Annotated in this window: 18 protein-coding genes, 1 tRNA gene and 3 pseudogenes; 9 read left to right on the forward strand and 13 right to left on the reverse strand. The window is 71.0% G+C overall.

Going from position 1 to position 23,147, the window contains the following annotated elements; translation table 11 throughout:
• Positions 1 to 1,588: pseudogene (locus tag G3I19_RS19725) on the forward strand (hypothetical protein); the annotation flags it as partial.
• Between the two features lie 72 nt (positions 1,589 to 1,660).
• Here G3I19_RS19725 and G3I19_RS19730 read toward each other — a convergent pair.
• The 9 genes from G3I19_RS19730 to G3I19_RS19770 form a co-directional block, all read right to left on the reverse strand.
• Positions 1,661 to 3,310: a long-chain fatty acid--CoA ligase gene (locus tag G3I19_RS19730; protein WP_164264993.1), complete on the reverse strand. Its 1,650-nt coding sequence runs from the start codon at positions 3,308 to 3,310 to the stop codon at positions 1,661 to 1,663.
• A gap of 179 nt (positions 3,311 to 3,489) precedes the next feature.
• Positions 3,490 to 4,026, reverse strand: a complete 537-nt coding sequence (locus G3I19_RS19735; protein WP_164264978.1) for a SigE family RNA polymerase sigma factor — start codon at positions 4,024 to 4,026, stop codon at positions 3,490 to 3,492.
• A gap of 285 nt (positions 4,027 to 4,311) precedes the next feature.
• Complete coding sequence (locus tag G3I19_RS19740) at positions 4,312 to 5,184, reverse strand: DUF1906 domain-containing protein (RefSeq protein WP_164264979.1); 873 nt, start codon at positions 5,182 to 5,184, stop codon at positions 4,312 to 4,314.
• Positions 5,185 to 5,631: 447 nt separating this feature from the next.
• Complete coding sequence (locus G3I19_RS19745; protein WP_164264980.1) at positions 5,632 to 6,798, reverse strand: lipid-transfer protein; 1,167 nt, start codon at positions 6,796 to 6,798, stop codon at positions 5,632 to 5,634.
• On the reverse strand, positions 6,795 to 7,241 hold the full coding sequence (locus tag G3I19_RS19750) for a MaoC family dehydratase (protein ID WP_164264981.1): 447 nt from the start codon (positions 7,239 to 7,241) through the stop codon (positions 6,795 to 6,797). Before G3I19_RS19750 ends, G3I19_RS19745 begins: the two co-directional genes overlap by 4 nt.
• Positions 7,238 to 8,293, reverse strand: coding sequence for an acyl-CoA dehydrogenase family protein (locus G3I19_RS19755; protein ID WP_164264982.1), 1,056 nt, complete (start codon positions 8,291 to 8,293; stop codon positions 7,238 to 7,240). Before G3I19_RS19755 ends, G3I19_RS19750 begins: the two co-directional genes overlap by 4 nt.
• Before the next feature lies 1 nt (position 8,294).
• Positions 8,295 to 9,395, reverse strand: a complete 1,101-nt coding sequence (locus G3I19_RS19760) for an OB-fold domain-containing protein (protein ID WP_164264983.1) — start codon at positions 9,393 to 9,395, stop codon at positions 8,295 to 8,297.
• An 11-nt stretch (positions 9,396 to 9,406) separates the two neighbouring features.
• The gene (locus tag G3I19_RS19765; protein WP_164264994.1) at positions 9,407 to 10,684 is read right to left on the reverse strand and encodes an acyl-CoA dehydrogenase family protein; all 1,278 of its coding nucleotides are present in this window, start codon (positions 10,682 to 10,684) and stop codon (positions 9,407 to 9,409) included.
• 220 nt (positions 10,685 to 10,904) lie between these two features.
• Complete coding sequence (locus G3I19_RS19770; RefSeq protein WP_164264984.1) at positions 10,905 to 11,210, reverse strand: hypothetical protein; 306 nt, start codon at positions 11,208 to 11,210, stop codon at positions 10,905 to 10,907.
• A gap of 322 nt (positions 11,211 to 11,532) precedes the next feature.
• On the opposite strand from G3I19_RS19770, the gene G3I19_RS19775 reads away from it, so the two are divergent.
• Positions 11,533 to 12,411 carry a bifunctional DNA primase/polymerase gene (locus tag G3I19_RS19775; RefSeq protein ID WP_164264985.1) on the forward strand — a complete coding sequence of 293 codons (879 nt, stop codon included), beginning with the start codon at positions 11,533 to 11,535 and terminating at the stop codon, positions 12,409 to 12,411.
• A 148-nt stretch (positions 12,412 to 12,559) separates the two neighbouring features.
• Here G3I19_RS19775 and G3I19_RS19780 read toward each other — a convergent pair whose 3' ends face one another.
• Positions 12,560 to 13,000: a DUF6344 domain-containing protein gene (locus G3I19_RS19780; RefSeq protein ID WP_164264977.1), complete on the reverse strand. Its 441-nt coding sequence runs from the start codon at positions 12,998 to 13,000 to the stop codon at positions 12,560 to 12,562.
• Between the two features lie 241 nt (positions 13,001 to 13,241).
• On the opposite strand from G3I19_RS19780, the gene G3I19_RS19785 reads away from it, so the two are divergent.
• From G3I19_RS19785 to G3I19_RS19795, 3 genes are all read left to right on the forward strand, one after another.
• Positions 13,242 to 14,402 (forward strand): phosphodiester glycosidase family protein, encoded by a 1,161-nt coding sequence (locus G3I19_RS19785; RefSeq protein WP_164264986.1) that lies wholly within the window; start codon positions 13,242 to 13,244, stop codon positions 14,400 to 14,402.
• A 79-nt stretch (positions 14,403 to 14,481) separates the two neighbouring features.
• On the forward strand, positions 14,482 to 15,150 hold the full coding sequence (locus G3I19_RS19790; protein WP_164264987.1) for a helix-turn-helix domain-containing protein: 669 nt from the start codon (positions 14,482 to 14,484) through the stop codon (positions 15,148 to 15,150).
• 32 nt (positions 15,151 to 15,182) lie between these two features.
• On the forward strand, positions 15,183 to 15,659 hold the full coding sequence (locus tag G3I19_RS19795) for a DUF3291 domain-containing protein (RefSeq protein ID WP_164264988.1): 477 nt from the start codon (positions 15,183 to 15,185) through the stop codon (positions 15,657 to 15,659).
• Between the two features lie 117 nt (positions 15,660 to 15,776).
• Here G3I19_RS19795 and G3I19_RS19800 read toward each other — a convergent pair.
• Both G3I19_RS19800 and G3I19_RS19805 read right to left on the reverse strand, forming a co-directional pair.
• A tRNA-Ser gene (locus tag G3I19_RS19800) sits at positions 15,777 to 15,861 on the reverse strand.
• Positions 15,862 to 15,904: 43 nt separating this feature from the next.
• The gene (locus G3I19_RS19805; protein WP_164264989.1) at positions 15,905 to 17,326 is read right to left on the reverse strand and encodes a trypsin-like peptidase domain-containing protein; all 1,422 of its coding nucleotides are present in this window, start codon (positions 17,324 to 17,326) and stop codon (positions 15,905 to 15,907) included.
• A 328-nt stretch (positions 17,327 to 17,654) separates the two neighbouring features.
• Here G3I19_RS19805 and G3I19_RS19810 point away from each other — a divergent pair, with 328 nt between their 5' ends.
• The 3 genes and pseudogenes from G3I19_RS19810 (at position 17,655) to G3I19_RS19820 (ending at position 20,488) form a co-directional block, all read left to right on the forward strand.
• Positions 17,655 to 18,461 (forward strand): glycerophosphodiester phosphodiesterase, encoded by an 807-nt coding sequence (locus G3I19_RS19810; RefSeq protein WP_164264990.1) that lies wholly within the window; start codon positions 17,655 to 17,657, stop codon positions 18,459 to 18,461.
• A 287-nt stretch (positions 18,462 to 18,748) separates the two neighbouring features.
• Positions 18,749 to 19,087: pseudogene (locus G3I19_RS19815) on the forward strand (ATP-binding protein); the annotation flags it as partial.
• Positions 19,088 to 19,504: 417 nt separating this feature from the next.
• Positions 19,505 to 20,488, forward strand: coding sequence for a DUF5926 family protein (locus G3I19_RS19820; protein WP_164264991.1), 984 nt, complete (start codon positions 19,505 to 19,507; stop codon positions 20,486 to 20,488).
• A 384-nt stretch (positions 20,489 to 20,872) separates the two neighbouring features.
• On the opposite strand, the gene G3I19_RS19825 is transcribed toward G3I19_RS19820, so the two are convergent.
• On the reverse strand, positions 20,873 to 21,604 hold the full coding sequence (locus G3I19_RS19825) for a bifunctional DNA primase/polymerase (RefSeq protein ID WP_164264992.1): 732 nt from the start codon (positions 21,602 to 21,604) through the stop codon (positions 20,873 to 20,875).
• Between the two features lie 517 nt (positions 21,605 to 22,121).
• Between G3I19_RS19825 and G3I19_RS37575 the strand changes: the two are divergent.
• Positions 22,122 to 23,147: pseudogene (locus G3I19_RS37575) on the forward strand (hypothetical protein); the annotation flags it as partial.

Raw genomic sequence — 23,147 nt, forward strand, 5'->3', positions numbered from 1 at the left:
GCGTACGCCGTTCGCCCTGCCCCCGGCGGACGCCGACCGGGTACAGGGCGAGCCGCAGGCGGCGCCCGGGACGCCCGACGGTTCACTGCCGGGCCACCACGACTCCGTACGGACGGCCGGGCGCCCCGGCGGCGACCAGCTCGCGCCGCACGCCCCGCAGCACCACCCGGGGACGGAACCTGGTTCGGGGCTGGGTTCAGGGCTGGGTCCGGGGCCTGGTTCAGCTCCTTCGGCAGGCGAAGAGCAGCTGAAGGACGGCACGTTGTACGCGTCACCGGAGGGCTGGCCCTCCGTCGGTGAGCGCCCGAGCACTGAGCGCCCGACGGCCGACGAGGCCGCGGCGCAGCCGTTGCCGGCCGAGGAAGCGGTGCCGGCCGACTCCGCCCAGGGACGTGCCATAAGCGTACGAACGCTCGGCCAGGGCGTTCCGTTCGCCGAGCAGATCGTGGCACAGCAGAACCAGCCGCACTCGCTGGGCTCCGGCCGGCGGCGCAAGCTCGCGGCCCCGCCGGAGGGCGACCGCCCCGAACCGGCCGCCCGCCCGCACCCGCAGGCGGCCGGGGAGCAGGGCACGCCTCAGCAGGGCACGCCTCAGCAGAACGCGAACCAGCAGAACACGAGCCAGCAGGGCGTCAGCCAGCAGGGCCAGCCGCCCTCAGCCCACCTGGCGCAGCAGTCACATCCGGCTCAGCAAGCGCAGCAGTCTCAGCTGTCCCAGCAGCGCCTCTCACCCCAGTCGGAGGGCCGTTCGTACGCCATAGGCGCCCCCGACGAGGGGTCGGAGGGGCCCGAGCCGCTGGACGGCCCCGGTGGCGCCGTGGAGGTGGCCAACCGGCCGCAGCCGCAGCCCGTGGACGACGAGCTGCCCCCCGAGCCGCTCGACAACCCGCGTCGGCTGCTCGTCTGGCCCGCGCCCGACGTCTCCACCCAGCAGGCGCTGAGCGACCGGGGTTACCGCCCGGTGATCGTGCACTCCCGGGAGGAGGTCGACGCCCAGATCGCCGCGTTCCCCGCGGCGCTCTTCGTCGACCCGCTGACCGGGCCGATCACCCGCAAGGCGCTGCAGTCACTGCGCCAGGCGGCGGTGGCGGCCGAGGTACCCGTCCTGGTGACGGCGGGGCTCGGGCAGGCGACACGGGAGGCCGCCTACGGGGCCGACCCGGCCGTCCTGTTGAAGGCGCTGGCTCCGCGCGACAGCGAGCAGCACCCGTCGCGCGTTCTGCTGATCGAGGAGCACGAGGAGATCGCGCTCGCGCTGACCGAGACGCTGGAGCGCCGCGGTATGCAGGTGGCCCGGGCCGGCACCGACGCGGAGGCGGTCACCCTGGCTGCCCAGATGCGGCCGAACCTGGTGGTGATGGACCTGATGCAGGTACGCCGCCGGCGCGCCGGAATCGTCGACTGGCTCCGCGCGAACGGGCAGCTGAACCGCACCCCGCTGGTCGTCTACACCTCGGCCGGAATGAACGCCTCCGAACTGGCCGGGCTCACGTCGGGCGAGACGGTGCTGTTCCTGGCGGAACGCTCCACCAGTACCGAGGTGCAGGGCCGGATCGTCGACCTGCTGGCGAAGATCGGCACCAACTGAGACCGGTCCGGCCCGGGTACGTTCCGGGCCGGACCAGGTACCGACCGACGGCGCCGCCGCCGCGGTCTGGCGTCAGAGCCGTGTCGTGTCCAACTCGCCGTCCGCGTACTGCTTCCTGAGCACCTTCTTGTCGAACTTCCCGACCGACGTCTTCGGCACGGACGGCACGATCGCCCACCGCTCCGGCAGCTGCCACTTGGCGACGGACCGCGCGAGGAACTCCCTGAGCTCCTCGTACCCCACACTCTCGCCCTCCTTCAGCACGACCGTCGCGAGGGGCCGTTCGCCCCACTTCTCGTCGGGGACGGCGACCACCGCTGCCTCGGCGACCGCGGGATGCGCCATGATCGCGTTCTCCAGGTCGACGCTCGAAATCCACTCCCCGCCGGACTTGATGACGTCCTTGGCCCGGTCGGTGAGCGTCAGGAAGCCGTCGGGGCTGATGACGCCGACGTCGCCGGTCCGCAGCCAGCCGTCGGGGCTGAACTTGTCGTCGGGCCGGAAGTTCTCGCCGCCCGCGCCGCCGTAGTACGCACCGGCGATCCACGGCCCGCGCACCTCCAGCTCACCGGCCGACTCGTTGTCCCAGGGCAGGATGTCGCCGCCCGGCCCGGCCAGCCGGGCCTCGATGCCGACGGGGAAGCGGCCCTGCGTGACGCGGTACGGCCACTCCTCCTCCGGCGTCAGCCCGGCGGGCGGGTTGGACGTCGTACCCAGCGGCGATGTCTCCGTCATGCCCCAGGCGTGGCAGAGCCGCACACCCAGCTTGTCGTACGCCTCCATCAGCGCGGGCGGGCAGGCGGCGCCGCCGATGGTGACCCGCTTCATCGAGGTCAGATCGCGCGGGTGGGCGGTCACCTCGGCCAGCAGCCCCTGCCAGATGGTGGGCACGGCCGCCGCGTGCGTCGGCTTCTCCTGCTCGATCATCTCGGCGAGCGGAGCGGGCTGCAGGAAACGGTCGGGCATCAGCATGTTGATGCCCGACATGAACGTCGCGTGCGGGAGCCCCCAGGCGTTGACGTGGAACTGCGGCACGACCACCAGCGTCGTGTCCTGGTCCGTGAGCCCCATCGACTGGGCCGAGTTGACCTGCATGGAGTGCAGGAAGATCGAACGGTGGGAGTAGACGACGCCCTTGGGCTCGCCCGTGGTGCCCGAGGTGTAGCAGAGGGCGGCGGCCTGGCGCTCGTCGATCTCGGGCCAGTCGAATCGCGTCGGACGGCCCGCGATCAGTTCCTCGTACTCGTGCACGGTCGCGGTGGCCCCGGCGAGCAGCGAACGGTCACCCGGGCCGCTCACCACCACATGCTCGACGGTCGGCAGGTCCGGCAGCAGGGGCGCGAGCAGCGGCAGCAGTGAGCCATTGACGATGATCACGCGGTCGGCCGCGTGGTTGACGATCCAGATCAACTGCTCGGCGGGGAGCCGGATGTTGAGCGTGTGCAGAACGGCGCCCATCGAGGGCACGGCGAAGTACGCCTCGACGTGCTCCGCGTTGTTCCACATGAGGGTCGCCACCCGCTGGTCGCCGTCGATCCCCAGCTCGTCGCGGAGCGCGTTGGCGAGCTGCACGGCGCGTACGCCGGTCTCGGCGAAGGTGCGGCGCTGCGGCGCGTCGGCGTCGCCCGTCCAGGTGGTGATGCGGGAGGACCCGTGCACCAGCGTGCCGTGGACGAGAATGCGGGTCACTGTGAGCGGTACGTCCTGCATCGTGCTCAGCACGGCGACCTCCTGGGAGCAGCGTTGCCTACGCATGGGTAATGTGTCGCAATTCTGCTCACATACCACGCGGTATGTCACTACCCGTCCTCAGGAAATCCGTCCCCGCCCCGGCCTCCGGCCTCCGGCCTCCGGCTCGGGCGGGCAGGCAGGCAGGCAGGCAGGCAGGCAGGCAGGCAGGCTCAGTGTGCGGGTGACAGCTCCGGGTCCTCGCGCAGCTTGCCGAGTGCACGGGAGACCGCGCTCTTGACCGTGCCGACCGAGACTCCGAGCACCTCGGCGGTCTGCTGCTCGCTGAGGTCCTCGTAGTAGCGGAGCACGAGCATGGCCCGCTGCCGGTCGGGGAGCTTCATCACCGCGTGCCACATCGCGTCGCGCAGCGCCTGCTGCTCGGCCGCGTCGGGGGCGGGCGCCGTCTCCGGCTCGGGCAGGTCCTCGCAGGCGAACTCGTCGACCTTGCGCTTGCGCCACTGCGACGTACGGGTGTTCACCAGCGCCCGCCGGACGTAGCCGTCCAGCGCGCGATGGTCCTCGATCCGTTCCCACGCGACGTACGTCTTGGTCAGCGCGGTCTGGAGCAGATCCTCGGCATCACTCGGATTGGCGGTCAGCGAACGGGCGGTACGCAGCAGAACGGGCCCCCGGGCACGCATGTAGGTGGCGAACGACGAGTACGGCGTCGCCGCCTTCGCTGCGCTGGTACAGACTGGCGTGGTCATAGCTCCACGCTAGGAGCCGGACCCCCCTGAACAGATCGCCCAGAGGTGCCGAAGGCGGGTCCCCCTCAGGTTGTAGGAGTGGTGGTACCCCCACCTCCTGAAGGTGGAGGGCGCCCCTCGCTCCGTCGGGGTTCCCGTGACGGGCCCGTGACGGGCCCGGGACGGACGCGGTCGCGGACGCGGACGCGGTCGCAGTCGCAGTCGCAGTGGCAGTGGCGAGTACGCGAGCAGCAGATGGCCGGCCGGGCCGGTGGGACTGATGGGACCGGAGGTGGGGCCCGGCCCCTAGTCGGCGATACGGGCCACCGGGGCGTCGACCCGGTTCCGGTCGATGCTGAGCTGCTCGCCGCCGTGCTCCTCCTTCACATCACCCGCGTACTGGTGGATCCGCAGATGCGGCGACCAGTCCTGGCTCCGCAAGGACGGTTCTCCGGTCACCGAGGGCTTGTCGTTCCAGCGGGCGAACCACATCACCGACGGCAGGTCCGACGTACCCGCCCTGCGCTCCGCCCCGATCTGCTCCACCCCTGAGTCCGCGCTGCTGTAGAAGCCGGAGACATACCCGAGCCGCTCCACCTCGCGGTCCCAGGAGCGGATGAAGGAGAGGGTGGTGGCGGCGCAGTCCCGGTCGTCCTGCGCATACGCCTCCATGTCCAGATAGAGCGGTGACCCCGCCACCATGCCGAGCGCCTTGGCCCGCTCGACGGCGTCGCGCGCCTCGTCCGTACCCTCACCGCCGGGGTCCGAGCCGATCGTGACCTTCCGTTTGCTGTCCGCCGACACGCACGGCGACTGCGAGCCGACGAACACCGGCAGCACCTTCCAGCCCATCCCGTACACACTCGACACCCAGCTCTTGGTCAGCTCGGGCTGGTTCGGGCAGCCCCGGCCGCGTCCCCCGTAGTACACGCCGATACTCCGGTACTTGGACGAGTTCCAGGCGCGCATCGTCGCGAGGGACGGGGTGACACAGGTGTCGAACCCCCAGCCGTCGAACCGGTCGGTGCCGGCAGCGGCAGCCGACGCCGGTGTCACAGCTCCCGCCGCTCCCGTGGCGTGGGCACCCATGTCACCGGCACCCGTCTCGTCGACGCGTGTGCCAGCAGCCTCCGCCGCACCGGCACCCGTCTCGCCCGCGCCCATCCCAGCGGCACCCATCCCAGCAGCATCTGCCCCGCCACCATCCGTCCCACCGGCAGCCGTCCCACCGGCAGCCGTCCCAGCAGGCTGCTCCGACGGCCCGGTGTCCGCCGTCCCGGGCTGCGGCTCCCCGGTGCCGGCGGGGCTGCCGGTAGGGCTGCCGTCGGGGTCCGGCACGGGGCCCGCCCCGGAGCGGGAGGGCGGGTCAGCCCGGGTGTCGGCCACGGAAGCGGTTCCCGCATCGGGGCCGGCGCCGGGCTGTGCGGCCGGCTGTGTGCCGTCCGCCGTGCCGGCCTGCGTACCGGGCAGGGGAGTGGTGACGTCCGGTGCCGCGTCGGCGGCCGGGGCCGCGAGCGCGAGGAGCACGGACGCGCCCAGAAGATGGGACAAGAACATCTTTTGTCGTCGCATAGGGGGCAGTGAACGGCCCGCCTACCCGGACCACCCAGTGCCCACGCCGCAGTGTCAGCCGTCCGTGCCGAGGATGAGCCCGGATGTGGGTACTCCGGTACCCGCGGTGACGAGGGTGGTCGCCGCACCGGATATCTGGTTCACCGATGTGCCGCGCACCTGTCGCACGGCTTCCGCTATGCCGTTCATGCCGTGCAGATACGCCTCCCCCAGCTGCCCGCCATGGGTGTTGAGCGGAAGCGCCTCCTCCGCGACGAAGGCCGCTGCCTCACCCGGCTCGCAGAAGCCGAACTCCTCCAGTTGCATCAGCACGAACGGAGTGAAGTGGTCGTAGAGGATGCCCACGTCGATGTCGGACGGCCGGAGCCCGGATGTCTGCCAGAGCTGCCGGGCCACCACGTTCATCTCCGGCAGGCCGCTGAGATCGTCCCGGTAGAAGCTGGTCATCTGCTCCTGTGCCCGGCCTGCCCCCTGCGCCGCGGCCACGATCACCGCCGGCGGACGGCGCAGATCGCGGGCGCGCTCAGCGCTGGTGACGACGATGGCCTGCCCCCCGTCGGTCTCCTGGCAGCAGTCGAGCAGCCGCAGTGGCTCCACGATCCACCGCGAGGCGGCGTGCTCGGCGAGAGTGATCGGCTTCTCGTAGAAGTACGCCGCCGGGTTGCTCGCCGCATACCGCCGGTCCGTCACCGCGACGTGGCCGAACGCCTCGGCCGTGAGTCCGTACGTGTGCAGATACCGCTGGGCGGCCATCGCCACCCAGGAGGCGGGTGTGAGCAGCCCGAACGGCAGCGCCCAGCCGAGCGCGGCCCCCTCTGCCGACGGCTCCCTGTGCTGTACCCCCGAGCCGAACCGCCGCCCGGAGCGCTCATTGAACGCCCGGTAGCAGACCACCACGTCGGCCACTCCGGACGCGACGGCGAGCGCGGCCTGCTGCACCGTGGCGCACGCGGCACCGCCTCCGTAGTGGATGCGGGAGAAGAAGGACAGTTCCCCCATCCCGGCCGCCTGGGCGACCGTGATCTCGGGGCTGGTGTCCATGGTGAAGGTGACCAGGCCGTCCACATCGGCGGGGGTGAGGCCCGCGTCGTCGAGGGCAGCATGGACCGCTTCGACGGCCAGTTTGAGCTCGCTGCGCCCGGAGTCCTTGGAGAACTCCGTCGACCCGATCCCGGCGATGGCGGCCTTCCCGCCGAGCGAGTCCCGCCTGCGCGTGGTCACGCGGCCACCCCCCTTCCGGAATGCGCACCGGAACCGGCCTCGTTGCCGGAGCCGGCCTCCGCGACCGCAGCCGTGACAGTCACGCTGCCGGTGACATGGCGGCCCTTCCCGTTGGTGCCGGTGATCCGGATCTCCGCGACGTCCCCCTCGACCGCGGTGACCGTGCCCGTCAACACCATGGTGTCCCCCGGATAGTTGGGAGCCCCCAGCCGGATCGCGACCTTCCGCAGCCGGTATCCGGGGCCGAAGTGGTCGGTGATGTATCTGCCGACGAGCCCATTGGTCGTGAGGATGTTCATGAAGATGTCCGGGGAGCCCTTCTCCCTGGCGGCCTCGGCATCGTGGTGCACGTCCTGGTAGTCGCGGGAGGCGACAGCGCCCGCGACGATCAGCGTGCGGGTGATCGGGATCTCCAGCGGCGCCAGTTCATCGCCGACTCTCATACCGGCTCCTCCATCTCTGCGGCTCCCGCCGTATCGCCGTCCACGAGCAACGTGCCCAGCTCGTCCAGCACTTGGCTCCCACAGCCCAGATAGGCGTCGAGCTGCCGCCCCCACAGGAAGTGCCGGTGCACGGGGTGTTCCAGATCGGAACCCAGCCCGCCGTGCAGATGCTGACCCGCGTGCACGACCCGCTTGCCCGCTTCCGATGCCCACCAGGCCGCGGTGAGCGCATGGGTGGCGAACGGCAGCCCCTCATCGTGCCGCCAGGCCCCCTCGTACGCCGTGACCCGTATCGCCTCGGTGTCCATGTACGCGTCCGCCGCCCGCAGCAGCACCCCCTGGTTGGTGGAGAGCGGCCGGCCGAATTGCTCACGCTCCGAGGTGTACGAGACGGCACGCGCGAGCGAACCGGCGCACACACCGGCCTGGAGACCGGCGAACGCGATCCGTGCCACCGCCAGCACCTGCTGGTACGCCCCCGGACCGCCCAGCGCCTCGGCCGGCGCGCCGGACAGGGTCAGCCGCCCTCCCGACCAGGGCGCGGTGCTCTCCACCGGCTCCGTACGCCCGTCCGCCACCCGGACCAGCCAGAGCCCGAAGTCCTGGTCTGCCACCAGGACCAGAGTGGCGTCCCGCAGCCACGGCACGAACGGCACGGTCCCGCTCAGCCTGCCGTCCGTGCCGGCCCGCACGCCTCCTCGCGCCGGGAGGGCACCCGTAGCCACCGCTGTCCCCTCCCGCAGCGCGGGCAGCAGTCTCCCGCGCTGCTCCTCAGTGCCGTGCGCGGCCACCGCCAGCAGCCCGTACACACAGGACGCGGCGAAGGGGACCTGGGCCGTGGTCCGTCCCTGCTCCTCGAGGAGGAGCACCAGACCGAGCAGCCCCGTGTCCTCGGCGGCCGCCACAAGACCAGCCGCGCCCAGCGCCTTCCACAGCTCGGCGTCCGTCCCCGTGCCCGCCGCCGTCAGCCGCTGATGCGTGGAGAGATCCCCGAAGATCCGTGCGGCCAGGTCACGGGCCGCTTCCTGCTCCTCCGTCGGTGTGAAGTCCATGTCAGCCCCCACTCGCCCTGAACACCGGAAGCTCCACGTCCTCGTCCACCCGCAGGAATTCGAGGCTCACCGGGAGACCGACCCGCACCTTGTCGTACGGCACTCCGATCACATTGCTCACCATGCGCACCCCCTCGGCCAGCTCGATCAGCCCCACCGCATAGGGCGGGTCGAAAGCCGGAAAGGACGGATGGTGCATGACCACATACGAATAGACCGTCCCGGCGCCGCTCGCCTCAACCGTGTCCCACCGGGACGAACCGCATGCGTTGCAGCCCGGCAGCCAGGGGAACCGCAGTGCTGAACAGGACAGGCACCGCTGGATCAGCAGCTGGTGCCGGGCCACCCCCTCCCAGAACCCGGCGTTGTCCCGGTTGACCACCGGACGTGGCCGCCTCGCTCCCTGCCCCTGGGCGTCGGCGGGCCGGGCCGTCGTCGTCGCTCCGGGCCCCCGGCCGGCCGCAGCCGGTGTCTTCGCCCTTGCCCCTGGTGCGTACTTGAGGATCCGGAAGCGGTGTGTCCCCACCAGCTCGCCCTCGCCCCGGACGTCCATCCGTGTGGTGACGAAATACCCGGTGCCCAGAGCCGTCTTCTTGCGCTCGGAGACCGACTCGATCACCGCGTCGAAGGTGATCCGGTCGCCGGGCCGCAGGTCCCGCAGATACTCCTGCTCGCAGTCGGTCGCGACGACCGCCGTGCATCCCGCACCGTCCAGCAGGGCGAACAGCTCGTCGTAGGCCGCCGTCCTGCCCTCGTGCCCCGAGAGCCCGCCCATCGTCCACGCCTGGAGCATGGTGGGCGGCGCGACGGCCGGATAGGCCGGGTTCGCGTCCCCCATCGCCTCGCACCAGTGCCTGATCATCGCTTCGTTGACCGGGTCCTTGCCCACCCCCGACGTCGCGGCGGGGCGCCCCTCGTACACCTTCAACTGCTCGTACAGCGGATCCTTGCCGCTCCCCGCCGCGCCACCCGCCGCCGCACCGCCCGCCGCACCGCCCGCCGCCGCACCATCGACCGCGCCACCGCGGACCGCACCACCGTCAGCCGCACTGCCGGATGCACCATCACCGGCTGCGCCACCGTTCACCGTCTGGTCCCTCATCACCTCCCCGCTCACCTCTTCCGGCTCCTCATCCCGAGTCGCATCGTCGCGACGATCTCCCGCTGCACCTCGCTCACCCCGCCCCCGAATGTGTTGATCTGCGCCGCCCGGTTCATCCGCTCCAGCTCCCCGTCCCCGAAGGCCCCCGGAGCGCCCGCCCGGATCAACGCCGTCTCCCCCGCGATTTCCTGACACATTCGATACACCTCTACGGCGCTTTCGGTTCCCAGAAACTTGACCCCACTTGCGTCGCCCGGCGCGAGAGTCCCGGCCCCGACGTCCCCGACCAGCCGCCAGTTGAGCAATCTGACGGCCGCGAGCCGGGCGTGCACCTCCGCGAGCCGCGCCCTGACCCACGCGCGGTCGCCCGGGCGTACGCCGGTATCCGGGTCGGGTGTGCGGGCGTACGCCAGGACCTCCGCGTAGGAGTCCTCCGCCTGCATACCGATCGCGGCCAGCGCCACCCGCTCGTGGTTGAGCTGGTTGGTGATCAGCTTCCAGCCCGCGTTCTCCGCACCCACCAGGTTCCCCGCGGGCACCCGGATCCCGTCGTAGTACGTGGCGGTCGTCGTCTGGCCGCCCACCGTCTCGATCGGGGTCCATGAGAAGCCGGGCGCGGCGGTCGGCACCAGGATGATCGAGATTCCCCGGTGCTTCTGCGCCTCGGGGTCGGTCCTGCAGGCCAGCCAGATCCAGTCCGCGTTCTGGGCGTTGGAGGTGAAGACCTTCTGCCCGTCGATCACCCACGCATCGCCGTCCCGCACCGCACGGGTGCGCAGCGAGGCCAGATCGGTACCGGCCGATGGTTCGCTGTAGCCGATCGCGAAGACGATGTCGCCGCTCAGGATGCGGGGCAGGAAGTAGTCCTTCTGCTCCTGCGTCCCGTACTTCATCAGCGTCGGCCCGACGGTGTTCAGCGTGACCATCGAGACGGGCGCGCCCGCCCGGTACGCCTCGTCGAAGAAGACGAACTGCTCGTCGGGACCGCGCCCCTTGCCCCCGTACTCGACGGGCCAGCCGAGCCCCAGCATCCCGTCGGCGCCGATACGCCGCAGCAGCGCCCGCTGTTCCTCGGGGCGTGCGCCGGCGCCCGGCGGGGCGCCCCTGGCATCGGAGCCCCCAGCGCCCGAACTCCTGGCGTGAGAACTCCCGGCGTGGGATTTCCCTGCGTGGGATTTCCCTGCGTGGGAGTTCCCTGCGTCACCGGGTCCTGGGCGCATCACTTCACTGAAATAGGAACGGAGTTCGGCGCGGAGCGCCAACTGCCGTTCCGTCGGGGCGAGGTGCACGTCGGCGGCCTCCCTGGCGTCCGGATCAGGTTTCTGACTGTCCGTCAGATACACATCCGGTGTCAAGACCGGAACCCGATCACAACCGCCGCCGCAGCACGCGCAGAACCGTCCGGGCGACGGCGCCTCAGCACCGTCGCCCGGACAGTCATTCACCCCGTGCAGCACTCGTGCGGTTTCCGCACGGCCCCCACGATCCCGACCCCCATCGGGCCGTATGTCACCAGAGCCGGGTGAAGTTCACCGTGTAGTGGGCCTGGTCGATCGACGTGAACGCCGAGCCGTTCACACTCGCCGTGCTGTTCTGGTTCGACGCGCCGGCACCGGTGGCGACCTGCTGCGTGGTGGTCGAGTTGCCGTTGTTGTTGTGCCCGACGCCACTGCCGACGACCCCGGCAACACTGGCGTTGGATCCGCTGCCCGCGACGGCGCCGGTGTCCGCGGCCGCCACACCTGTGAAGAGGGCCGCTGCCAGCGGCAGGGCGGCGACGGCGGCAAGGACGCGAACGGTACGGATGTGTGCCATGTCATTTCCTCCAGGAACCAGAAGTTCGGCTGTTTCCGGGGCGGTTGGCCGACCGCCCCGGCGTGTTGGTTCACGACTGTCGCGAGATCAGAGTTGCCCACGGTGCCCCCGCTGAACCAGCCTGGAAGACCTGATTCCCTCGCAAGCGTGACGTTAAGTCGATAAACCCCCATCACGTCACGAACCTGCGCAACGGTAAGCGCGCGGACACAGAACCCGGGCACCCCAGGCGATGAAGCGTTTTTGCACTTCTCCCGGACGGGGCGCGAACGAACTCTCCGCCCCGCTTTTCCTATTCGAACACTTGAGCGACAATGAACGTATGGCCGCCATCGACAGGCACTCCGTCACCCTGGCCCTCGCTCACGCGCTCTCCGCCGCCGAGCTCGGCCTCCCCGTCATCCCCCTGTCCCGCACCAAGCTCCCGGCGATCCCCTCACCGCACCGCGGGGAAGCCGGCCCGGTCCGCTGCCGCGGCGCCTGCGGCCGTACGGGACACGGCGTCCACGACGCCACGGCCGACCCCGCGGCCGTGCGCGCACTGTTCGCCGCCGCCCCCTGGGCCACCGGCTACGGCATCGCCTGCGGGCGGTGGCCGCACCATCTGATCGGCATCGACCTCGACACCAAGGCGGAGAGCGACTCCACGTCCGCTCTGCGACGCCTCGCACTCAAGCATCTGTTCACGATCCCGGAGACCGTCACCGTGCTCACCCCGAGCGGTGGCCGCCATCTCTGGCTGACCGGACCACCCGGCAGGGTCGTCCCCAACTCGGCGAGCCGGCTCGCTCCCGGCATCGACGTCCGGGGCGCCGGCGGCTATCTCGTGAGGCCCGGTTCACTCACGGTCCACGGTGTCTACCGCCTCGCGCCCGGCACGGCACATCTCGCGCCCGCGCCCTGTCCTCGTGCTCTGCTCCGTCTGCTCACGCCTCCCGCGCGTTCCCCGTACTCCACCGGCCGCCCCGTTCAGGGCCGTGGCCTGGTGCACTTCGTACTCGCCGCCCATGAGGGGCAGCGCAACACCCGTCTGTTCTGGGCCGCCTGCCGCGCCTACGAGAACGGTTTCGGCGATCAGCTCGCCGACCGGCTCATCCGTGCGGCTGTCCATACCGGACTCACCGAACAGGAAGCCCGTGCCACCATCGCCTCGGCAGCCCGCCTGGCGATGCCTTCCGCGCCATCGGTACGGCCTGTGTGACCAGCAGTACCCGCACGACCTGCACGACCTGCATGACCCGCATGACCCGCATGACCCGCATGACCCGCATGACCCGCATGACCCGCATGATGCGAGTGAACTGCGTGACGCGAGCGGCTTGCGTGATCTCGCAGCGTCGGTCGCACGGTCAGGCCGGCTGAAGAACCGCTTCACCGACCGCGGCATCCGCGATCGCGTCGTCCGAGGCCGCGTCGGTGTCGAGCGGGAGGTGCCGCGTGCTGGGCGTGGACCCGTGTGCTTCGGCGCGAATGCGCTGCTTGATGGTCGGAGGCAGCGCGCGGTCCTTGGGCAGCGCCCACCAGGCGACCTGCGCGGGTTCGACCGTGACCGGCGCGGGGACCGCTGCCGGTACGGGTGCCGGTTCCGCGGCCTCCGGAGCTGTCCGTACGGCGGGAATGCCCGTCGTACGCACGGCGCGGCCCGTCGGGCCGGCGGGAACCGGGGCTGCCGCACCGGCGGGGACAGCGGTGGCGGCGGCGCGAGCCGAGCCGGAGAATCCGAGCATCGCGACGAGCGCGAAGAACGCGGTGGTGAAGGCGGCCCACACCTTCTTGGCCTGGCTGGTCATGACGACCCCTCATTTCTGTGCTCTGCAACGGTTTTTACCGTGGGACGTTCTACGTACTTTTCACATGATGCGGATGGTGTTCGGACAGAAAGGGACCAACGCACAGAAAGTGGTGTTCTTCCGATGAACACCACCCGGTTGGCCCCTCCCGGCTGGGCGGATTTCCGTTGACGGGTTCCGATGAGACGTCAGATGAGGCGTCAGGTGAGTACGCGTCAGGTACGTCAGGTAGAGGAGCGTCATGTCCCAGGCAACGGATCCCGGCCCCCGGAAGCGCCGCCTGCTCCCCCGCAGGAAGGCCACCCGGGCGGTGCTCGCAGCCCTCCTGGTCTGCGTCGGAGCGCTCGGCTGGTCCGTCAGCGGCGCCCTGACCTACCCGGGCGACGACAGCACGGCGGCACGGCTCGCGGGCTGGGCACGGGAGCACTCGCTGGGCGTCGTGGTCGACAAGCTGGAGAACATCAGGTACGACCTCGATCCGCCGAAGGTCGGCGGGGCCCTGTCCGCCGATGCCCAGGCCCGGATGAACCAGACCGCGGCCGCGCAGGCGCCCCCGCCCGGCGCACACCCCGAGGTACCGCTGCACGCCCCGATGCGCCCCCTCGTCTCACCCGCACTCAAGGGCGAGGGCGTCTACCGCACGCTCGCCGCCGACAGCAAGGGCCGGCCGATCGTGCAGGGGACGTACGTACGGCCCGACGCGGAGCACACGTCGTACGAGGCGGCCGTCGCCTGGATCAGCACCAAGAACGCCCGCTTCCAGCTCCACCCGGGCGTACGCGAGCCCGGCGGCACCTTCTCGGTCCCGCCGAACGTCCCCAAGGGGCAGCGCACCGGACTGGTCGCCACCTGGAACGGCGGCTTCAAGGTCTCCGACGGCGGCTCCAACGGGGGCTTCTACCTCAACGGCCGTACCGTCGGATCACTCCGCGACGGCGCCGCGTCCGAGGTCTTCTACCGCGACGGCTCGATGAAGCTCGGCGTCTGGGGCCGCGACGTACGGATGACACCGGACGTCGTCGGCGTACGCCAGTGCCTGGAGCTGATGGTCGACGGCGGGAAGGTCGTCCCGGACATCGACGACGACTCCAAGTGGGGTGCCACCGACCAGAGTGCGATGTACGTGGCCCGCTCGGGCGTGGGTGTCACCGCCAAGGGTGACGTCATCATGGTGGTCGGCCAGGCGCTCACGGCCCGCACCCTGGCGGACCTGATGCAGCGCGCCGGTGCCGTACGGGCGATGCCGCTGGACATGAACCGTGCGTGGCCGTCCTTCATGAGCTACGACGGCAGGACCGACCCCACCAACCCGAAGCCGACGAACATCCTCGACTTCGAGAACCCGCCGGAGCGCTACTACAACCAGGCGACGCGGGACTTCGTGGCGGTGTACGCGCGCTGAGAGCGGACGGCGCCGGGCCGGGGACGGGAGGCCGAGCGGGGCCCGGCCTCCCGTCCGGCCGTCGCCATAGACTCGCTGGGTGAGCAGCAGGGACGAGAGCGAGGACGAAGTCCTGGAGGCCGTGGGCGCGCTGGCGGAGCCGGTGCGGCGCAGGCTGTACCGGTACGTGGCCGAGACGCCGGGGGCGACCGGCCGCGACGCGGCGGCCGAGGCGGCCGGGATCTCGCGCTCCCTCGCCGCCTTCCACCTGGACAAGCTGGTCGAGGCCGGCCTCCTGGCCGTCACCTACCAGCGGCTGTCCGGGCGCAGCGGACCCGGCGCGGGCCGGCCGTCGAAGCTGTATCTGCGGGCCCCGGGCGAACGGGCGGTGTCGCTGCCGCCCCGGTCGTACGGTCCGGCAGGCCGGCTGCTCGCCGGGGTGGTGGACGGCGCCGGGCTGGACAGGGAGCTGCAGTCGGCGGCACGGGCCGCCGGGGCGGCCGAGGTCCCGGCCGCCGATGAGGGTCCCGTCGCACTGCTGCGGGCACGCGGCTACGAGCCCTTCCTGGACGGGGCGACCGTCCGCCTGAACAACTGCCCGTTCCACGCGCTTGCGGACGAATTCCCCGCGCTCACCTGCGGGATGAACCTCGCGTACATCGAAGGCATGCTGCCCGGCTGCGCCGGGGGCGAGGGCTGGACCGCCGCGATGGACCCGCTTCCTGAGGGGTGCTGCGTCGCCCTGACTTCTAAAACTAATAGGTCTTGACGATAGAAAGCCGCGGCCACCATGCTGTCCTCATGACCACTTTTCAGCTGGCCCAGGTCAATGTCGGACGTATCGTCGCCCCGCTCGACGGGCCTCTTCTGGCCGACTTCGTCGCCCAGCTCCCCGAGATCAACGCGCTGGCCGACAGCGCCGACGGCTTCGTCTGGCGGCTGGTCGACGACGGCGGCGCGGACTCGACGGGCCTGCGGCCGGACGGCCATGACGACCTGCTGCTGATCAACTGCTCGGTCTGGGAGTCGGTCGAAGCCCTCAAGGAGTTCACCTACCGCAGCGACCATCTGCGGCTCCTGGGCCGACGCCGCGAGTGGTTCAGGCGGATGTCCGAACACCATCAGGCCATGTGGTGGGTCCCGGCCGGCCACCGGCCCACTGCCGCCGAGGCGATGGCCCGCATCGGCCTGCTGCGCGAACACGGCGAGAGCCCCGACGCGTTCACCTTCCGCACGCCCTACCCGGCGCCCGCGTCCGTCACCGCGTCCGGATCGTGATGCGCCGGCGGATGTGAGGCGGCGTACGCAGGCGTGATGCGGCGGTACGCAGTGCAGAAGGGGCGCCTCCGCGAACGGAGACGCCCCTTCTGTGACGCACTTGCTCTGACCTGCAAGCGGTGGGTGTGGGATTTGAACCCACGGTGACTCTCGCCACGACGGTTTTCAAGACCGTTCCCTTAGGCCGCTCGGGCAACCCACCCCGCGCCACCCCGCCGGGGTGATGCGGGAAACAGACTAGCGCGTCAGCTGTCGCCCTTGCGCTGGCCCAGGGTGACCTCGACCGTGTGCTCCTTGCCGTCGCGCTTGTAGGTGAGCTGGACCTTGTCGCCGGGCTTGTGCGTCCAGATCGTGCCGATCAGGGTCGGGCCGCTGTCGATCGCCGTGTCGTCCAGCTTGGTGATCACGTCGCCGGGCTTCAGACCGGCCTTGGCCGCCGGGCCGTTGGCCGCGACCGAGTCCGTGCCGCTGGCGCCCTGGTCGGAGATCTTGGCGCCGTTGCCCTGCTCGTCCATGGAGACCGTGGCGCCGATCACCGGGTAGACCGGCTGACCGGTCTTGATCAGCTGCTGGGCGACGTTCTTCGCCTGGCTGATCGGGATGGCGAAGCCGAGGCCGATCGAGCCGGCCTGCGAGTCACCGCCGAGGCTGCCGCTGCTGGCCGACTGGATGGCCGAGTTGATGCCGATGACCGCACCGCGGTCGTCGAGCAGCGGGCCGCCCGAGTTCCCCGGGTTGATCGAGGCGTCGGTCTGCAGGGCGCTCATGTACGACGCCTTGCTGCCCGAGCCGTCGCCCGAGGCCACCGGGCGGTTCTTGGCGCTGATGATGCCGGTGGTCACCGTGTTGGACAGACCGAACGGCGCGCCGATCGCGATGGTCGAGTCGCCGACGGCCACCTGGTCGGAGTTGCCGAGTTCGAGCGGGGTGAGCCCGGAGGGCGCGTTCTTGAGCTTGACGACGGCCACGTCGTAACCCTGTGCCCGGCCGACCACCTCGGCGTCGTACTTCTTGCCGTTGGAGAACGTCGCCGTCAGGGTGCCGCCGTCGGCCGCCTCCGCCACCACGTGGTTGTTGGTGAGGATGTGGCCCTGGGTGTCATAGATGAAGCCGGTGCCGGTGCCGCCGTCGCCGTTGCCGCTCTTCGCCTCGATGGTCACCACGCTCGGCAGGGCCTTGGCCGCGATGCCCGCCACCGTGTTCGGGGAGCGCTTGACGTCCTGCGCCTTGCCGGGCGCCGACACGGTCGTCGAGCCGGTCGCGTTGTCGCTGTGCTCGGCGGCGAAGTACCCGATACCGCCGCCGATACCTCCCGCGACCAGCGCCGCGACGACCACCGCTGCGATCAGACCGCCCGCGCGCTTCTTCGGCCCCGTGGGCGGAGCCGGTACGGGAGCACCCCATACGGGGCCGCCGCCCTCTCCGTATCCGCCGTTGCCGCCGCCCCCGTACGAGGGAAGTGACGGCGGCGGCGGGGGCCAGCCGGCGTCCGCGGCCCGGACGGGCCCGGGGGTGCCGGCGGGCACCGGCCCGGGGAGCTGCGCAGTGGCTTCGGTGCCGGAAGCGGGCGTGCCCTCAGGAGCGGCAACCGGCACGGGAGGTGCGGACGGGGCGGGTGGTGCGGTCTCGGCCGCCGTGCCCTCGGTGCCCTCGTTCTCGGTGCTCACAGCTCTTTCTCCTCGGTTCCACGTCGTCTCGGTCAGAGTCCCGCTGTGCAAGTGTCTGCGGACAGCTTTTCCCACAGCACGTCGGGGCACTGTAAGCGGGAGCTGTGCGTCATCGTCTTCTCAGTGGGTCGTTCTGTCGGGCCGTCCGGTCGGTCGTCCCGGCCGGCCCACTGGACTTCTCCCCTTCCACCTCCCGCACATCCTTTATTTCGGATGAGAAGGATGAGAAGGGGCGGGAAGCCCGCACCTTCACAGACCTGCCCGCATTCACACACCTGCCCGCACACTTCTGCGCTCGCCTACCCCGCCGCGGTGACACCATGACGCGGTGACCCACGTACGACAGCACAGCATCCAGGTCGTCGCTCACCGGGGGGCGTCCGAAGACGCCCCGGAGCACACCCTCGCCGCGTACACGCGCGCCATCGAGGACGGTGCCGACGCCCTCGAATGCGATGTCCGGCTCACTGCCGACGGCCATCTCGTCTGTGTGCACGACCGGCGCGTGAACCGCACGTCCGACGGCCGCGGCGCGGTCTCCGCCCTGGAACTGTCCGATCTCGCCACCCTCGACTTCGGGTCCTGGCGGGAGTGGAAGGACCCGGACGAATCCCCGGACTGGGACCGGGAGAGTACGTCCGTACTCACCCTGGACCGGCTCCTGGAACTGGTCGCCGACTCGGGCCGGCGGGTGGAGCTGGCCATCGAGACCAAGCACCCCACCCGGTGGGCCGGCCAGGTGGAGGAGCGGCTGCTCGCGTCGCTGGCCCGTTTCGGCCTGGACTCGCCGTCGCCCGGCGACTCGTCGCCGGTGAGGATCATGAGTTTCTCGGCCCGTTCACTGCACCGCGTCGCCGCCGCCGCACCCGCCATCCCCACCGTCTACCTGCTGCAGTTCCTCTCGCCTCGGCTGCGCGACGGCCGGCTGCCCGCCGGTGCCGGGATCGCCGGACCCGGTATGCGGATCCTGCGCAGCCACCCCGGCTACGTCCAACGCCTGCACAGGGCCGGGCACCAGGTGCATGTGTGGACCGTGAACGAGCCGGAGGACGTCGCGCTCTGCGCCGAGCTGGGCGTGGACGCAATCATCACCAACCGCCCGAAACAGGTCTTGTCCCAACTGGGCAGGCTTTAGACATAATTGCCTGAGACTAGCGCCCGTGACCGATAAGTCCCTTTCAATCCGGATCAATGCGGTCACAGGGAGTGCACCGGCGCGTTCAGCCCGTATTCGAGCACGTCGAGTGCGTCATCGGGCCTCGTTTGGCCGGTTTCCGGTGCAGTACGCCGGGGCATCCAATCGATGGCGTGGGGGCAAAGGAGGTCTCGGGGGTGGCGTTGGTGGTGGCACAGGAAGTGCCCGCGTCGTCGAGCATGGCCGTACCCCATGGCCCTGCGGGCGTGGGGGAAGCGAGACACCGGATGCGCGATCAGCTGCGCAGGACCGGCGTGTCCGACTCGGTCGTCGACGACGCGGTACTGATCCTTTCCGAACTGCTCAGCAACGCCTGCCGGCACGGCAGGCCGCTGGGCCGGACAGAGATCGGTGACGGCGACGTCCGCGCTGCTTGGCGCGTGGACAAGGCAGGCAGACTGACCGTGGAGGTGACCGACGGGGGCGGCCCGACCCGACCGGTTCCAGCCACTCCATCGGTCACGGCGCGCGGCGGTCGCGGGCTCAACATCATCAGCGCGCTGGCGCAGGAGTGGGGCGTACGGGACAACGTGTCCGGCGAAGTGACCGTCTGGGTGCTCGTCACCGGGGCGCGCCGGGAGGAGCGCACCGCGGGCGGTTCCGTGGGCGGGCCGGGCTTCCCCGCTCAGGCCGCCGCCCAGGCCACCCCGGTGGTCTCGGCCGTCTCCGGCTTCCCAGGGGTGCCGGAGGTCTCGGAGCTGGCTGCCGGGTTCGCTCCGGAGATGGTTCCGGAGCCGGCCCCGGAGTTCACCGAGGCAGCGGAATTCCCGGGGGTCACGGCGCAGTTCCAGGACGTGGCCGGCTTCCCGGAGTCCCCGGTGCCGGACGTCTCCTTCCCCGACCTCTTCGACGGAGTCGACTGATCCGGCTCCGGACGGGTGGGCGGCGGCGGTCCGGTCTCCGTGAGCCCCCGCGCGATGGGGCTCACATCCCATAGGCTCGCGCCAGACACAGGTCCAGCGCAGTCGGGAGAGAGCCGCACCATGGCGAAGAAGCGTCCTCAGACGAAGGCCCCTCACGGAACCAACGGGGCCCGCTCCGCAGGCGCCGCCGAGCACGTCCCCGTGGTCGGGGCCCGTGAGCCCTGCCCCTGTGGCTCCGGCCGTCGTTACAAGGCATGCCACGGCCGGGCGGCCGCGCACGCGGTGGCCGAGCTGGTCCAGCGCCCCTTCGAGGGTCTGCCCGGCGAAGGCGACTGGGTCGCACTGCGCGAGCTGGTACCCGCGGCGACCGTGGAACTCACCCTCAAGGGCGGGCTGCCCGACGGCGTGCCGTCCGTGACCCTCGCGACCGTGCTGCCCATGGCCTGGCCCGCGCTGCGCCGTGACGACGGCTCCGTCCTGCTCGGCCTGCAGAACGACACCCCGTCGGGCGACCTCAGCCGCGACCTGGCCGACACCCTCCAGCAGGCGCTGGCCGCCGAGCCCGGCACCCCCGTCGCCGGCCGGCAGGCCGCACCCGACGGGCCCCGGCTCCAGGATCTGCTGGACCCGGGCGCTCCTTTCGAGCCGGTGGTACACCCGGGGTTCGAATTCTGGGTTCCCGACTCGGAGAACGCCACACCGGAGGTCTCCGCCTCACTGGAGCGCGCCAACGAAGCGGTCATCCCCACCGCGAAGCTCGCCTCGGTGGACGCTGCTTACTGGTGCGAGACCCCCGACAAGAACCACCTGCGCTGGGTGATGCTCCACCCCGAGGAGCAGCTGCTGGACGCGCTGGCCCGGCTGCACGCCGCGGGCACCTCGTCGCTCGGTGTCGGAACCAGGCTGGTCGGGTCCTTCCGCGCGCACGGGCTGACGGTCCCGGTCTGGGACCTGCCGAGCGCGATGAAGGCCGAGGAATGCGAGAAGCCCGCCGCCGAGTTCGCGGAGCGGCTGACCGCGGCCCTGGCCACCGGCGCTCCGCTCACCCCGGAGGAGCGGCGGGCCCGGGGCGGCCTCACCAACCGCCAGGTGACGCTCAGCTGAGAGTGACGGTCCGGGCGGACGGCAGGTGACTCCGGTCACAACTGGCCGTGCGCACACGTAAGTCGCTGTCCGAATACATGAGATCGAATTTGCGAACCGCCGATCTCTTGTTACCGTTCTAGTAGCCCGGTCGTTGGTGCATCCCCCGTCGCCAACGGCCGGGCCCTTCCATGCCCGGGTTCTCAATGCCCGGCAGGGGGAGCGGAGTTGCCTCCCGAGCACAGCCGGGCAGCACAGCGGCAGCGCATCGCGCCCGCCCCGTTCGCCCGCGCGACACCAGCGCAGCGCCCGCACTCCGTACGCACGCCCCGCACGCCGGTCCACGCGGGGCGTGAGCCCCGAGCAGTCCCGGCCGAGCATCGTCAGCAGGCGGAGCCGCCAGTGTCAGTAGGCGAGCTTGCTGCCACCGCCGGGGGCGCCCGTGCTCGCCTCGACCAGCGCGTCCAGCACCGCCTCGACATCCGGCAGCCATGGCGCCCCGGTGCCGCGGGCGCCGGCGGATCCGCCCGTAGATCCGCCCGCGTCAGGCTCCGGCCGTACACCCGGAGCGGGGGCACGCTCCCACCAGACAGGGCCCTTGCCGGTCTCGGACGGCGGCAGCACCAGATAGCCGCCCTCGCCGTGGAACCGCAGTGAACTAGGCACCCAGTCCTTGGCATGCAGCAGTTCGCCGAGCCGCTCCAGCGAGTACGGGGAGACCAGCAGCGACCAGCGCGTGGGCGTCGCCACGACGGGGCCGAGCCGCATGCCCATCCGGTCGAGCGCGACCAGAGCGCGCGCGCCCGCGACGGCGGGCAGGCTGAGCGCACACGGCGCACGGCCTCCCGTCGCCATGATCACCGGGGCATCGGGGCGGCCGGTCCACCACCAGCGCACCATGCGCTCGTCGGTGGTCGCCGCGAGGAGCCCCGGGTCGAAGGGGTGTGCGCCGGGGACGACGCACTCGGGGTCGGGGCAGCCGCAGCCGCGCTCCCGGCCGGCGGAGGCGATGTGCCCCACACCGGGAACGACGGGCCACTGCCAGCCGGTTGCGCAGGTCAGCGCCGCGTCGAGCTGTGCGTGCCGTCCACTGCGCCGGAACCGGAGTCCGCGTCGCCTTCCGAGGATCTCGCGCATGAGCGCTCGTTCCTTTCCGTTGAACGCCGAGGTCCGCATCGCGTCATGGATACGTAAACGTCACTGTCTGTGCACACACTCTTGGCCCGCGGTGATGGTGACCGGCAGGGCGGAGCCTGGTTCCGAGTTCATAGCTCAAGCATGGCCAGGAGTGGCGCGTGGGTGGCGCGTACTTGTCCCGTGCTGTCTGTGCTTGCTTCCGTGCTGTGCGCTGTGCCGGTGAATCGCCGTGCCGCTGAAACGCTCTGCCACTGTGCCGCTTGCGCGAACCCCGCCATTCGGGGATGGGCGTGACCCACAGCGGTATAGACGCCCGGGCCCGCCAACAGGTTCCGGGGCGGTATCAACTGCCCCTGGCCATCACCGATTACGTACCCACCGCAGTCGGTGTGACGCTCTGCCGAACGACCTCAGTCGACATCAAATAGCCGCACAGGGGGGCACTTTCCGGCCAAGTTGGTTATCTACTGGAAGGCGACAGAAATCTCCCGTGGACACCAGGGGCCCCAAGGGGACAATGCTGGACATCTCCTCGCTTCTGCGTGTACATGTGGATCCATTGATAGCTACGCAGAATGGGATGGGGGTTTGCGATGCTATTGAGCGAAACACACCAGTCAGAAAGCCGGCTGCCATGAGCGCACCTCACCTGCCGAAAGTGGCTGGAATCGACTCCACAGTTCCGGCCCCCGCGCACACTGCCGCACCACTCCCCGCCCCCGTACCGGCCGCCGCCCCCGGCGCCCTGATCCAGGACCGGCTGGCCGGCTGGGTCTTCGACCTCACCACGCTGCACGAACTCACCGAACGGCTGGCCGCCACCAGCACCCTGGACGACGCGCTCCAGGAGTTCCTGCGGGCCGGCGCATCGCTGGCCGGCGCCCGGCGCGGCCTGGTCGTGCTGGAACCCGCGAGCACCCCGGCACCGGGCGGCCCGGCGTACGGCCCCTGCCCGGCCCGCACCGTCGGACTCGGCCTCAGCCACGCCGAACTCGGCCACATCGAAACGATTCCGCGCGGCGTCACGGCGTACGGACGCATGCTCGAAGGCGGTACGGGCGCCCCTCCCGGCGCACACGCCCGCGCCCGGAGCACTCCGCAGAGCAGCACGACGCAGACCGGCGCACATACCGGCGCGCAAACCGCCGCCGGCACCAGCACCGACCCCGGTTCCGGCTCAGCCCCGTCCGACGGCATCGCCACCCCCGACATCCTCGGTGACAAGCACCTCGACCCCCGCCACCGCGAGGTCGCCACCCGTGTCGGCTTCGCGGCCAGCTACGCCGTCCCGCTCTCGGCCGCGACAGCCGGCCCGCTCGGCGCGGCCGTCTGGCTCTACGACGAGCCCGCCGAACCCGCGGACCGCCACCGCCGGCTCATCGGCCTCTACACGCGGTACGCGAGCGAGCACCTGGCGCGGCTGGTCGAACTGACCCGCGCCCGCGCCCGGGTGAGCACCCTCACCGACGAACTGCTGCCCCGCCGCCTCCCCCGGGTGCCCGGCGTGCAGCTGGCCGCCTGCCACCGCAAGATCGGAAGAGCA

The organism is Streptomyces sp. SID10853 (assembly GCF_010548145.1).
In the GTDB taxonomy this organism is placed as follows: domain Bacteria; phylum Actinomycetota; class Actinomycetes; order Streptomycetales; family Streptomycetaceae; genus Streptomyces.